Annotated in this window: 12 protein-coding genes; 5 read left to right on the top strand and 7 right to left on the bottom strand. The window is 57.5% G+C overall.

Annotation, left to right across the window (positions count from 1 at the left end; all coding sequences use genetic code 11):
- The first annotated feature begins 70 nt into the window (after positions 1–70).
- Genes KGB27_RS16350 through galE form a run of 3 tightly spaced genes read left to right on the top strand, consistent with a single transcriptional unit; the run spans position 71 to position 5,239 of the window.
- Positions 71–1,597, top strand: a complete 1,527-nt coding sequence (locus tag KGB27_RS16350) for an O-antigen ligase family protein (RefSeq protein ID WP_223555335.1) — start codon at positions 71–73, stop codon at positions 1,595–1,597.
- Positions 1,598–1,602: 5 nt separating this feature from the next.
- Positions 1,603–4,218: a cellulase family glycosylhydrolase gene (locus tag KGB27_RS16345; protein ID WP_223555333.1), complete on the top strand. Its 2,616-nt coding sequence runs from the start codon at positions 1,603–1,605 to the stop codon at positions 4,216–4,218.
- Between the two features lie 43 nt (positions 4,219–4,261).
- Positions 4,262–5,239: a UDP-glucose 4-epimerase GalE gene (galE, locus tag KGB27_RS16340; RefSeq protein ID WP_008041069.1), complete on the top strand. Its 978-nt coding sequence runs from the start codon at positions 4,262–4,264 to the stop codon at positions 5,237–5,239.
- Between the two features lie 46 nt (positions 5,240–5,285).
- Here galE and KGB27_RS16335 read toward each other — a convergent pair whose 3' ends face one another.
- The 7 genes from KGB27_RS16335 to KGB27_RS16305 all read right to left on the bottom strand — a co-directional run bounded on the left by KGB27_RS16335 (position 5,286) and on the right by KGB27_RS16305 (position 11,367).
- Positions 5,286–6,017 carry a CpsD/CapB family tyrosine-protein kinase gene (locus KGB27_RS16335; protein WP_223437084.1) on the bottom strand — a complete coding sequence of 244 codons (732 nt, stop codon included), beginning with the start codon at positions 6,015–6,017 and terminating at the stop codon, positions 5,286–5,288.
- Positions 6,018–6,103: 86 nt separating this feature from the next.
- Positions 6,104–7,669 carry a GumC family protein gene (locus tag KGB27_RS16330; RefSeq protein WP_008041067.1) on the bottom strand — a complete coding sequence of 522 codons (1,566 nt, stop codon included), beginning with the start codon at positions 7,667–7,669 and terminating at the stop codon, positions 6,104–6,106.
- A gap of 20 nt (positions 7,670–7,689) precedes the next feature.
- Positions 7,690–8,808 (bottom strand): hypothetical protein, encoded by a 1,119-nt coding sequence (locus KGB27_RS16325; protein WP_207285928.1) that lies wholly within the window; start codon positions 8,806–8,808, stop codon positions 7,690–7,692.
- Between the two features lie 26 nt (positions 8,809–8,834).
- Entirely contained in the window at positions 8,835–9,392 is a 558-nt protein-coding gene (locus KGB27_RS16320) for a polysaccharide biosynthesis/export family protein (protein WP_207285927.1), read from the bottom strand.
- 14 nt (positions 9,393–9,406) lie between these two features.
- A complete protein-coding gene (locus KGB27_RS16315; RefSeq protein ID WP_223451987.1) occupies positions 9,407–9,604 on the bottom strand; it encodes a hypothetical protein in 198 nt (65 codons plus the stop codon).
- A 154-nt stretch (positions 9,605–9,758) separates the two neighbouring features.
- Positions 9,759–10,256, bottom strand: coding sequence for a hypothetical protein (locus KGB27_RS16310; protein ID WP_207285926.1), 498 nt, complete (start codon positions 10,254–10,256; stop codon positions 9,759–9,761).
- A gap of 283 nt (positions 10,257–10,539) precedes the next feature.
- Positions 10,540–11,367 (bottom strand): AraC family transcriptional regulator, encoded by an 828-nt coding sequence (locus KGB27_RS16305; protein WP_008033956.1) that lies wholly within the window; start codon positions 11,365–11,367, stop codon positions 10,540–10,542.
- Between the two features lie 134 nt (positions 11,368–11,501).
- On the opposite strand from KGB27_RS16305, the gene KGB27_RS16300 reads away from it, so the two are divergent.
- Positions 11,502–12,020 carry a carboxymuconolactone decarboxylase family protein gene (locus tag KGB27_RS16300; RefSeq protein ID WP_223555330.1) on the top strand — a complete coding sequence of 173 codons (519 nt, stop codon included), beginning with the start codon at positions 11,502–11,504 and terminating at the stop codon, positions 12,018–12,020.
- Positions 12,021–12,047: 27 nt separating this feature from the next.
- Positions 12,048–12,299 (top strand): glutaredoxin 3, encoded by a 252-nt coding sequence (grxC, locus tag KGB27_RS16295; RefSeq protein ID WP_008041062.1) that lies wholly within the window; start codon positions 12,048–12,050, stop codon positions 12,297–12,299.
- Positions 12,300–12,550 lie beyond the last annotated feature (251 nt).

Genomic DNA, 12,550 nt, shown 5'->3' with positions numbered 1-12,550 from the left:
CGAACGTTACTATAGCCGCAATCAGGCAATCCACTATGCTTCGCTCACCACTCAATAAGTTTAAAAACTCATGCCTGAGCACTTACGCGCGTTAACCGTCATTCTGGTTCTGGCCGGCATCGTTTTTACCCTTTCACGCCGGGCTGCAGCGGACCTTATCCCCTACAGCGACTTCACGCGTCGCCGCAATCTGTGGTTCGTGTTGACGCTCCTGGTCTTCGTCTCGCACAGCTTCTGGGTGTATGCAGCCGTTGCCGCCGTCATCATGACCGTCGTGGGAAAACGCGAGCGCAACCCCATCGCGCTGTTCTTCTTTCTGCTGTTTCTGGTCCCGCCGGCCTCGGCGCAGATTCCAGGCTTGGGCGTGATCAACTACTTTTTCGATCTCAACCATATTCGCCTGCTGTCCTTGTGCGTTTTGCTGCCGGCGTTTTTTGTGCTGCGCCAGCGTGCAGACACGCTGGCATTCGGGCGGACCTGGCCTGACAAACTGTTGGCCGCCAACATCCTGCTGGCGAGCCTGCTATTGCTGCGCGAAACCACGCCCACCGACACCTTGCGCCAAGTGCTCTACATGTTCATCGAAGTTTTTCTGCCGTACTACGTGGCCAGCCGGGCACTGAAAAACCTCAGCGACTTCAAGGACGCACTGTTGGCCTTTGTCCTCGCCTCCATGGTGTTGTCGATTATTGGCCTGTTCGAATTTGCCCGCAGCTGGCTGCTGTACAGCGCGTTGATCGATGCCTTGGGCATGCAATGGGAAATGTCCGGATACCTGAACCGTGGCGGTTCATTGCGCGCCAGCGCCACGACCGGCCAGGCGATTGCGCTGGGCTTCGTGATCAGCACAGCCATCGGCTTTTATATGTATCTGCAGGAAAACGTGCGCAGCAAGTTCCAGCGCCGCCTCGGCGCACTGCTGCTGGCCGGCGGGTTGTTTGCACCGCTGTCGCGCGGCCCGTGGATCGGGGCCGCCGTCATGATCGCAACCTTCATCGCCACCGGCCGCAGCGCTTTCAAACGCCTGATTCTGCTGGCGTTGGTCGGCGTGCTCGCCCTGTCCTTGCTGGCGGTCGTGCCTGGCGGGCAAAAAGTGCTGGACCTGCTACCGTTCTTAGGCACGATCGAAGTAGAGAACATCACGTACCGGCAACGCTTGATCGATAACGCAATGATCGTGATCCAGCGCAACCCCTTGTTCGGCGCTTTCGACTTCCGCAACACGCCGGAAATGCAGTCCATGATTCAGGGCCAGGGCATCATCGATATCGTGAACACCTACATCAACGTGGCGCTGCAGGTCGGGTTGATCGGGCTGACACTGTTCGTGGCTTTTTTCGCCACGGTGCTCTTCGGTCTGCGCAAGGCAATGCGTTCTTTCTCCGACAAGGACGATGAGACGCGCCGACTGGGGCGTGCGCTCTTCGCGACGCTGGCGGGCATATTGGTGACCATCGTTACCGTCAGCAGCATCACGGTAATCCCCGTGGTGTATTGGTCGGTGGCCGGGCTGGGCGTTGCCTATGTCCAGATGGTTCGCAAGCTCAGGCAAACCTCACCTGCAACCGCTGTAAGTGCCCATCCTCAACTCCGGTAATGCCAATGCCCAGCTTGTTTCGCCGCACACCTCTGCTGCTCATCGCGCTCCTGTGCGTTGCCATCTGGCCGTTCAGGAGCTGGGCGTCGGACTGGGTCGCGAGCGTGGATGAGCGCAGCGGCCTGCCGATGCTGACACGCGGTGGCAGCCCCGTCTTGGCATCGACATTCACCTTCTGGGGAAGCAACTGGGAGTGGTTGTATTTTGCGTCCCGGTTCAAGGCAAACGCCCCCCACAGTTACTCCCTGGAAGGCCAGAACAAAGACCTGGACTTCGACTTGACGGCGCAGATTCAAAAGGACGGCGAGCAAAAGCTGACCTGGAACTTTGCCCTCGATGCGCACAGCACGAAGTCGGGTGTAATGGGCGGAGGCATCGTCTTCAAGTTTGACCCGGCACTGTTCGCTGAAGAGATGGGCGAACCGGTGCTGCTCCCCGACAACAGCGGCTGGGCCTGGGGAAACGCACAAGGACGACGCATCGAGATGCGTTTTGAGCCGGCACTGGCGAGTGTCTATTTTGAACCCGGCGACCGATCCGAGGTGCGCGCTTTTTTCTACAAAACCACGATCAGGCCCGGCCAGCAAAACATCAAAGCCACCCTGAGCGTCTCGGGTGATGTGACACTCGGCCCGACCCTGACCGAGCGCTTTGGCCTGACGGACCCGACACGTTGGCCGAACGACAACATCGACATAAAAACCTCACCGGTCGATCTGTCGTTTCTCAATGCTGACGAAAAACCTGCGGGCAAGCGCGGTTTCGTCAAAGCGTCCGGCGAGCAGCTGATGTTCGCCGACAACACCCCGGCGCGTTTCTGGGGCACCAACATCACGTCCTACGCGCTGTTCCAAACGTCCGACGATGCAATCAAGCAGCAAGCCAAACGCCTGTCGGCACTCGGTTTCAACCTCGTGCGACTGCACCACCATGACTCACCCTGGGTCAGCCCGAACATTTTTGGCGAGCGCGACCTCACGCATGACACTCAGCAACTCAGCGCGCAGTCGCTGAAAAAAATCGACTGGTGGATCAAGTGCCTGAAAGACGAAGGTATTTATGTCTGGCTCGACATGCACGTCGAGCGAGCCCTTATGCCGAAGGACAACATTTTTGCCTTCGATGAGCTGCCAAAAAATGAGCAGAACAACGCCAGCCTCAAGGGTTACGCGTATGTAAACATCACCATTCAGCAGGCCATGAAACGCTTCACCGAAGCCTACATGACCCACGTAAATCCCTTTACCGGCCTCGCCTACAAAGACGAGCCGGCAATCGCCGCCGTCCTGATCACCAACGAAAACGACGTCACTCAACACTTCGGCAATGCCCTGTTGCGAGACAAGGGAGTTCCCAAGCACTGGAAACTCTACAAAAACCAGGCCGATGTCTTTGCCAGCCAGCACAATCTATCGCAAGGACTGACCTGGCGTTCGTGGGAGCATGGCCCCTCCAAACTGTTCCTTAACGATCTGGAACAGCGTTTCAACGTAGAGATGATTCAGCATCTGCGCGACCTCGGCGTGAAGGTGCCCATTGCCACCACCAGCAGTTGGGGAGGTGACGGCCTGAGCTCATTGCCGGCCTTGACCAGCGGTGATGTCATCGACGTTCACAGCTACGGCGGCGCGGGCCAGCTGGAGAAAAACCCGCTCACCTCCGACGGCATCATCGACTGGATCGCCGCCGGCCAGGTGACAGGCAAACCCCTGACCGTCACCGAGTGGAACAACGAACCATTCCCGACACCCGACCGCCACTCGTTGCCACTCTATGTCGCCGGCACCGCCAGCCACCAAGGCTGGGACGCGCTGATGCAATATGCCTACAGCCAGCAATCATTCGACGGCGACTGGGTAACGGCCGATAACTGGCACGCCTACAACGACCCCGCCATGCTGGCCACCCTGCCCGCCGCCGCCTTGCTCTATCGTCGCGGTGACGTCAGCGAAGCCAACACGACGTACGTCTTCGCACCGACGCCCGACACCCTGTTCAACAAACCCGTGTCACCGGCCAATTCTGCACTGCTGCGCACGGCGATGGAGATAGGCAAGCTGCAAATCGCCATGCCACAAACGCCGGAACTGGCCTGGTTGCAGCCGGGCATTATCCCGAGCACTGCCAAGGTGTTTCATGACCCTGACCAGTCGTTGCTGGACGCCAATGCCAGCGAGTCCACGACGGATACGGGCGAGCTCAAGCGCAACTGGAAACAAGGCATCTACACCATCGATACACCCCGTACCCAGGCTGTCACCGGCTGGATCGGCGGCGAATCGATCAGCCTCGGCAACATCAAGGTGCAAGTGAAAACGGCGAATGCCAGTGTGGTGGTGCAGAGCCTGGACAACGCACCCGTCGCACAATCGAAGGATTTGCTGATTTCATTGGGCACCCGCGCCATCCCCAAGGAAGACGACAAAACACCGTTTTATGTGGAGCCTCTGGAGGGCACGCTGAGCCTCCAGGCGCCGCCTGGCCTGACGCTCTTCACCCAAGGCACGCTCGCACAAATGAAGAAACTGCCCGCAACCTATGTTGATGGACGCTATACGATCAAGTTCGACGACCTGCAGGCGTCCAATTGGTTGTTTTTGAGAAAAAACGCCACTCGCTGACGCTGCAATCCGCTTGCACAGGAACAGTTTCCAGGAGGTCAGGATGAAGTTTTTGGTGATTGGCGGCGCAGGCTACATCGGCTCGCACATGGTGAAACAATTGCTGCGTGCGGGTCACGAGCTGGTGGTGGCAGACAATTTTTCCACCGGCTACCGCAGCGCCTTGCCGGGCGGAAAGCTGGTCGAACTGGACATCGCCGACGCGCAAGCCCTGGACGATGTTTTTGCTGCTGAACATTTTGATGCGGTGTTCCACTTCGCTTCATTTATCCAGGTCGGCGAATCCGTCACCGAGCCAGCCAAGTATTACCGGAACAACCTCGCCGCTACGCTGACGCTGCTACAAGCCATGGTGCGCGCGAAGGTCAAACACTTGGTTTTTTCCTCGACCGCCGCCGTCTATGGTGACCCGGTATACGTGCCCATCGACGAAGAACATCCCAAGGCCGCCATCAACCCTTATGGCCGCAGCAAGTGGATGGTGGAGCAGATACTGGAAGACTTCGACCGCGCCTACGGTCTTAAATCGGTGTGCCTGCGCTACTTCAATGCCGCCGGCGCCGACCCTGAAGGACAGCTGGGTGAACGCCATGAACCGGAAACCCACCTGCTGCCACTGATCCTGCAAGCGGCCTCGGGCCGACGCGAATCCATCACCGTGTTTGGTCGGGATTACGACACGCCGGACGGCACCTGTATTCGCGATTACGTCCACGTGGTCGATCTCGTTGCCGCTCACGCACTCGCCGTGGATTATCTGCTGGCCGGTGGCGCAAGCACGGCGTTCAACCTCGGTAACGGCCAAGGGTTTTCAGTACAGGAAGTGATAGACACTGTGCGTCGCGTCACCGGCCAGGACTTCTGCGTCAGTGACGCGCCCCGCCGTGCCGGCGACCCGCCACGGCTGGTGGCCGACCCTCGAAAGGCCAACGCGATACTGGGCTGGCAAACTCAATTTGCCTCGCTTGAAGAGATCGTGACGCACGCCTGGAAGTGGGAGCAGAAGCACCCTTGGCACTGACAGTCGGCGCTGGCGCATAACGCGCCGCGCGCCGAAGGGTGACGCGCTAGTAGTAAGAGCGGTTTTGCGGCTCGGCTTTGTTCAGCACCGTGCCAATCAGATTGGCTGAGCCCAGGTGATGCAAGCTTTCCTCGATCTCTTTCTTGCTGTTCATGCCGTTGGCGACCACGAGCAGGACGCAGTCGAATTTCGGCAGGACGGTAATGACATCGTCCGAGCTGAGGATTGGCGGCAAGTCGAAAATCACGATACGCGAGTTGTAGCGTTCACGCAGATCACTGATCAAATGGGTCACTGCGGGCGATGACAACACCTCGGTGGAGAGAGGAATCGGCTTACGGGTCGGCAGGACGACAAAACGCGGCAAGGTCGGGTTGACCAGAACCTCTTGCAGTTCCGCTTCGTCGGCCAGGTACTCATTGAGCGATTTATCCATCGGCAGACCCAGGCAGGCACCCACTGTCGGACGGCGCAGGTCAAAATCCACCAGCAATGCAGTCTTGGTGGTGTGATGGGCGATGCTCATTGCCAGGTTGATCGCCAGGACCGTCTTGCCTGCCTCCGGCGTCGGCGAGGTGATGGCAAGCGTACGCCAGCCGTTTTCTTCCATGATTTTCAGAACTTGCGTGCGCAGCAGGTCGAACGCCCCGCCCATGTTCGAGTTCTTGTTGTACGCCACAATGCGGTTGCGCTCGAGATGATCCGGGCGCAAAGGCACAACTTTGGTTTGCACATAACTGAGCGCATTCAGACCTGCAGAGTGCCCGGTTGCGGTCATGGCTTTTGGCGTGGCCACGAGGGCCGAGGACGACTGTTTTTCATCATCTTCGGTATCGGTCTTGTTAAATTCCATGGCTGTATTCCTTATGCAAACCGGCCCAAAGCTTTAAAAATCAAAAGATCCAGTGGCATGTAGAGGAAGTGCACGAGCACCAGAAAGATCACGAATGCCACTATCCCACAGATGATCAAGCGCGTTCGCCACCTCTTGCGATTCGCCAGCTCCGCCTTGGTGTGAATGTAGGGAATGGCAACCAGTACACGCCGCCCCAACACGCTACCCAGGGCTTCAGCTCCGCGCACGCGCTGAGTCAGCATTTCCAGGAGCATCACCAATGCGCCAGCGCCCACAGGGGCAAGAACGAAGCCCATGGCAACCACTTTCTTGCGGTTCGGCCGTACTGGTTTTTCAGGCATCAGCGGCGACTCCAGGAGAACAAAACGCTCGGCTTTGTTTTCCTGTTCCAGGCTTTCGGAAATTCTCGCATTCATCTCCTTGGCGCGCATTTCCTCGTATTTCTTTTTCGCGTTGTCATGGTCACGCATCAGCGTGATCAGGCCGCGCTCGACTTGTGGCATTTCAATAATCTGCGCTTCGTATTCGGCTATTTTCTGCTGCGTCTGCTGCTTCTGATCGGCCAGCGACTTGATACGCGCGTCGGTGGCCGCGATCCGCGCCTGAGCCTTCGCTACATCCATACTGACGGACACTACCGAACTCCCCGCCACCGACTTGTTCGCCTCAAGTGCCGCAATCTTGCGTTTCACGGCACGCACATCGGGGTGGGCTTCGGTATACAGCGTCAGCAAACGGACGTATTCCGCCTTGAGGCTGCCCAGATCCTGCGGTTTGTCAGCGGCTGCACCCGCCACGCCAGGCTTGGTCGCTACGCCGGCATTGGCGGCGACAAGCTCCAACTCATTGAAGCGCAAATCCTCACGGGCAGCCTTGTAGTCACGATCGACTTCCTTGAGGTCGTTTTCGGCGCGGGTCAACATGTTCGTGAGCAATTCCCGATTCTCGGGCAGCGATTTGCTGTGCTCCTCCTTGTATTTCGCCACGCGACTGTCCTGGGCATTCAGGGCAACCTCGAGCTTGTCCGCCTCCTGCTTTGCGAACTCTGTGTTTTCATTGGCGCGCTCGGTGCGCTGCCGGATGTTTTCATTCAGGAACAGCGTCACCAGCTCGTTGGCCACTTTGTTGGCAATCTCTGGTTGGCGGTGCTCAAAGGAAAGACGAAACGCAATCGTCACTTCCCCGCGACCCTTGACCGCGGCGCTGACCAGGGTGACCCCGATCGTATTGCGCATTTCATCGATTTTCTCGGAAACGCTCAACTGCCGGCCTTGCGAAGAGAACAAGTTGTATTTGTCGATGATCGCTAAAAGATTCTCCCGGGTCATCACACGCTGGCGAATGACCTCGATGCGCTCATCGGCAAAGGTGCCGTTGTTTGTCGCGACCAGTTCAGGCGAGATCTGCTGCGACTCGATCAGGATCGTGCCAGAGGACTCGAACGTGGGCGGCAGCGACATCGCGACCGCGATGCTCACGCCAAGTATGGCTGCGCAACTCACGATCAACAGCACGGCGTGGTGTTTGACGATGGCGATGTAGTCGTTGACCGACATTTCGTATTCAGAGGCCATATTTCTCACACAACTGAATTTCAGAGACCGGGGTAACTGTAAATCAGTGTCATCCCGACAATATTTGCGCTGGCATCCGGCAAGCCGTCCTGCTGACGCTCCTTGTACGTGAAGGATAGGCGCGCAATCCAAAAAGGCGAGAGTTCTTGACTGATCCAGGCACTGTAATTAAGCAAAGTGTTTGGCGTCTGGCCTTTAGTGTCCTGCCAGGAGGCATCAAAACCGGTGCGTCGGATCTCATCGATGGCGTAACTGAATGTTCCCTTCAGGTTATCCGCCTCGACGAACCCGCCGTCACCGCTGGCGACCGTACTGCGACCGGCGTCGACGATTGCATCGAACCGCTCGCCGGTGTATTGCAAGGTCAATCCGCCCTGCCCCTTGGGGCCGTCACCCGAGCCGGAAACCTGATTGACGCCCGCGTACACCGTACCCTTGAACTGCTCGGAGAGCTGGAAGTTCACGCCGACCGTGGGTGTATAGCTGTTTGAGGAGGATGCCACTGCAGAGCCCTTCTCAGGCTCATAGCGCCTGACGCCCAAACGGGTGAACACCTCGGTCTGCTCGCTCCACGCGTAGCTCCACGTAAAGCGGGTGGCCAGTTCGTCGTAGTTGATCAGGGTCGGAATGTCGTAAGTGACATGAGTGTAGTCAGTCTCGTTGAGCAAGGTACTTCGCTCGCTGAGAGCCGTATGCCAGTTGCCGCCCAAGGTATACAGCTTTTGCGTGCCGTCGGCTGCCACCACGCCGGTTTCCTGAACGGCAGTAGAGAGCGTTGAACTCTCTTCATACCTGGCCTTGAGCCCAAAACCGCCCGTTTCGGTTTCCCGCTGCCACCCCAGTTTCAATCGGGGGTCTTCACGGTCCGTCACGATGTCGGTATCGGAAGAACGCACGACGTATACACCGAGACCGAATTGAAACTCATCCCGACCGGAAGTACCGACAAGGCCGTACTCGGGAGCGATGATGGTGCGGGTCACACCCTGCTCGCCACTCGTGAGCAACAGTGGATTGCTGTCGTACTCGACAGTCGAAGGCACCGCGATTGATGATTGCCAGGTCGCCGCATGGGCCACACCGGAACACGACAGGATCAGGGTTGCAGTGGCAACCCCGGTAGTTCGAAGAGCAAGCAAGTTAATCCTTAATGCATCGCGCAAGTCTAAGGCACGACCAGCGTATCGCCGGCCTGGAGGAGAATATTGGTGGACATGTCACGCCCGGACATCAGATCGCTGTAATTGACTGGCAGGATCTGTTGCTTGGTCCCGTTGAGTCGCACGACCTTGATTTCATCCTTGTCGGCAAACTTGTCGAGCCCGCCCGCCACGCTCAAAACCTGCAGCACTGACGTTTGACCTGATAAATGGACACTGCCTGGCTTCAACACTTTGCCCTGCACGTACACGAGATTGCCATCCGTGCTGGTGACGACAACGCTCACCTGCGGATCGGGTATGTACTTTACAAGTTTGGCAGCTATTTTCTCTTCGACTGCGGTGGTATCGAGACCCGCCACATCGACTTGCCCTGCCAGCGGGAAGGTAATGCTTCCGTTGGGAAGAACGATCACGTCCTGCTTGAGCTTGTCTTCGCCCCAAACGGAAACGGCAAGCTTGTCACCCGGACTCAACCGGTATGCAGCATCGTTTGCGACGGCATTGGAAATGCTGGGCATAACTGCCAGCGCGCAGACCACAGGTAACCAGAAACGCGACATCGGGATCCCTCCGCCTAAGTAGCCTTGCCAAGAGTCTTGCATAAAAACCGGGGTAAATCACTCTTGCTCATTTTTAGGTCAAGGAAACGATCAAGGGGTTGTTTTTTGCGCTCAACGCCGTGCGGTTTTCGTCGGCCTGACGCCTCTATTGCCTGCCGGGAAACAGCTGGCGAAGGAAGTTTTTTATTTAACAATAAGTTGTCGTTAAACATATCGACCTCGATGTCTGCCTGCCAAATTAATAGCACTCTGTTTAATAGAGCCCGTCATTCAGCTAATACATCGCCAAACCCACTAGCAGATCAAATTGATATCAATCACTAGTGTCAATGCGCCACACAATCGCCAGCAAAAACAAAAAGCTAGCTACACCTTCCGCCGGTTGGCAACCATGACAAAACCGAATAACGCGGATGAAAACAACCAGGCGGCAGCAGCTAACGGAACTGCATTCGATTGATTGGTGAGGGCATCATCCCCGCCACTCAAAACTTTACTTTGCGTACCTGAATCTGCCGTTAACTTGTCAACGGCAAGTTGCGCCATTAATCCGTCACAGGAAGAACTATTGACGGTAGCGCCCACCTTGGTGGCGGATTCTATAAGGCTGTTGATTTGATTTTTTGCTGTATCAGCGAAGCTGATATCGCTGGCCGAAGCTGCCGCACCAGGACCGTTTGCAACGGTTGAAGGGGCACCACCCTGCTCGGCGGCGGTCATGCCCGCTTTTGGACCATACGCTTGGCAAGCATCGCCCATGCGGTTAATTTCACGGGTCAAATTGGCCGTTTGTGCGGTGGCAATGGCCGCACCATTAAAGAGCACGCAGAACAAAACGGATTTGAGAACCAGTGATGAACGCATTGAAGCCCGCCTCCCTGCACACAGGGTTTTCCTGATATCGAATGAAGGATTCGTTACCCAGCTGATTGGAGCCTATAAGCACATAGCCAGCACGTCAATGGTCTGTCACAACAATAAATTAAAATAAAAATCAAGGCAGAATGGCGTCAATAAATCGACAATTAGTCCTCATCACAACAAGGGTCTCTATCTCCTTGAAACGACTCAAACATGGGCATCAGCCCTACCGAAAACGGGCCTGAACGCGTTGCTTTTTCCTCGCCGAAACACCGGCGACAAAAAACTATCGACGCTGGCCGCCATGCATCCACTCTCGCGGACTGACGCCGGTCTTGCGCCGAAATGCCCGGGCGAGCGCCGAAGGGCTTTCATACCCCACTTCATCGGCAATCAGGGCAATGGACTTGCCTTCACGCAAGCGTTTCTGGGCCAGGCTGATGCGCCAGCTCACCAGGTAATCCACCGGGGTCTGCCCCACCACCTGACGAAAGTGTTCGGCAAAACTGGCCCGGGACATGTTGGCCGCCGTCGACAACTCAGCCACAGTCCAGGACTTGCCGGGCGTGTCGTGCATCAGGCTTAACGAGCGTGCCAGGCGTGGGTCGGCGAGACCGGCCATCATGCCGGGGCTTTGTTCGCGATTGGTCAGAATGTGCCGCAGCAACTGGATCACCAGCACTTCGAACAAGCGGTCCATCATCGCTTCGCGACCGCAAATGCCGCCGAAGGCTTCGTTGAACAGCCAGTCCAGCGTACCGGCCATGGTCGGCACTTCATCGAGATCAAGCACCAGGTAATCGGGCAACGCCGCCGCCAGCGCATTCCCCGCACCGCCATCGAACGTCAGCGAGGCGCACACCAGTTGCGTGTCGGACGTGTCAGCGGCAATCAATCGGTGGCGGTAAGGCCGTGGGAAGAAAATCAAGGTGGGTGTGTTGAGCTCAATCGCGCGCTCATCGGCCAGTTTCAGGGTCAGCTCGCCGGATTGCAGCAGATGGAGGTGCCCGCAGGCCTGATCACCGTCAAAACCGGTGGTGCCGCAAAAGGTCCCGCTGTGGAAGGTACCGGCGCTGACGCCGAAATGGCTGAGCAAGGTGGACAAGCGATCCATGGACAGGCTCCTGGCGGCATATTTGGACGATCAGTCGCATATCCTCGACGATTTGCAGCCAATAGACCAGCACTCGTCATTAGCATGGACCCCGTACCCAGCGCACACCGCGCCGTCATCTACGGAGATCCACCATGAGCCGCATCAACACCCTGAGCCTCGAACACGCCACCGACACCACTCGCCCGCTGCTGGAAGGCGTGCAGAAAAAAATCGGTTTTTTGCCCAATGTCTTCAAGACGCTGGCGCATGCTCCCGCCGTGCTGTCCTCTTATCTGCAACAGTCTGCGACCCTCGGTAAAACGTCACTGAGCGCCACCGAGAAAGAATCGATCTTCCTCGCCACGTCCCAGGTGAATGGGTGCGACTACTGCCTCGCGGCCCACACATTGTTTGCCGGCAAGGCCGGGTTATCCGCGCAAGACATCCTCAGCGCCCGCAGCGGCCAGCTCAATGCCTTTGCCACCCTCGCCCGGCAGATCACCGAAAGCCGTGGCCACCTGGGCAGCGAGCAGATCGCAGCGGCACGGGCAGCCGGGATCAACGACAGCAAGATTGTCGAAGTGATCGCTCACGTGGCCTCGCAGACCTTGACCAATTACCTCAACAACGTCGCCCTGACCGAGATCGATTTTCCGGCCATCGATGCTTGAACGACTGTCTATTCGGGAGAACCGCTGATGAACACCGTGACGCTCTATACCACTGACACTTGCCCTTATTGCCGCAACGCCAAGATTTTGCTGGCGAGCCGAGGCATTGCGGCACAGGAAATAAACGTTCAATCGGAACCTGGGAAGTTTGAGGAGATGCTCGGCCGCAGTGGTCGCCGTAGCGTACCGCAGATTTTTATCGGTGATGTGCATGTTGGAGGGTTTGACGAGCTGGCCAAACTTGATCGTCAGGGGGGGTTGATGTCGATGCTTGCTTGAGGCCGGTGATTTTTTGGGGGTGTACATATCCGTTGTTGTGGTAACGGCTGCTATTGGTTCCGCTTTTACAGCGGGTTACTTGGAAAAGCGCCAAGTAACCAAGCGCCTGCGCCCCTGACGTACGGTGGCTCGCTAAGGCTCGCCATGCCCTCGCTCCGGTCCTGCTCCGTGGGCCCGCCGCCATCGGCCATCCATGGCCGGGGGCGGCTAACCCGGCATCCATGCCGGGTTGCCCACTGCGCAGAACCTCC

The organism is Pseudomonas sp. BF-R-01, assembly GCF_019946615.1.
GTDB lineage: Bacteria > Pseudomonadota > Gammaproteobacteria > Pseudomonadales > Pseudomonadaceae > Aquipseudomonas > Aquipseudomonas migulae.
This window is presented reverse-complemented; position numbering and strand designations above follow the sequence as displayed.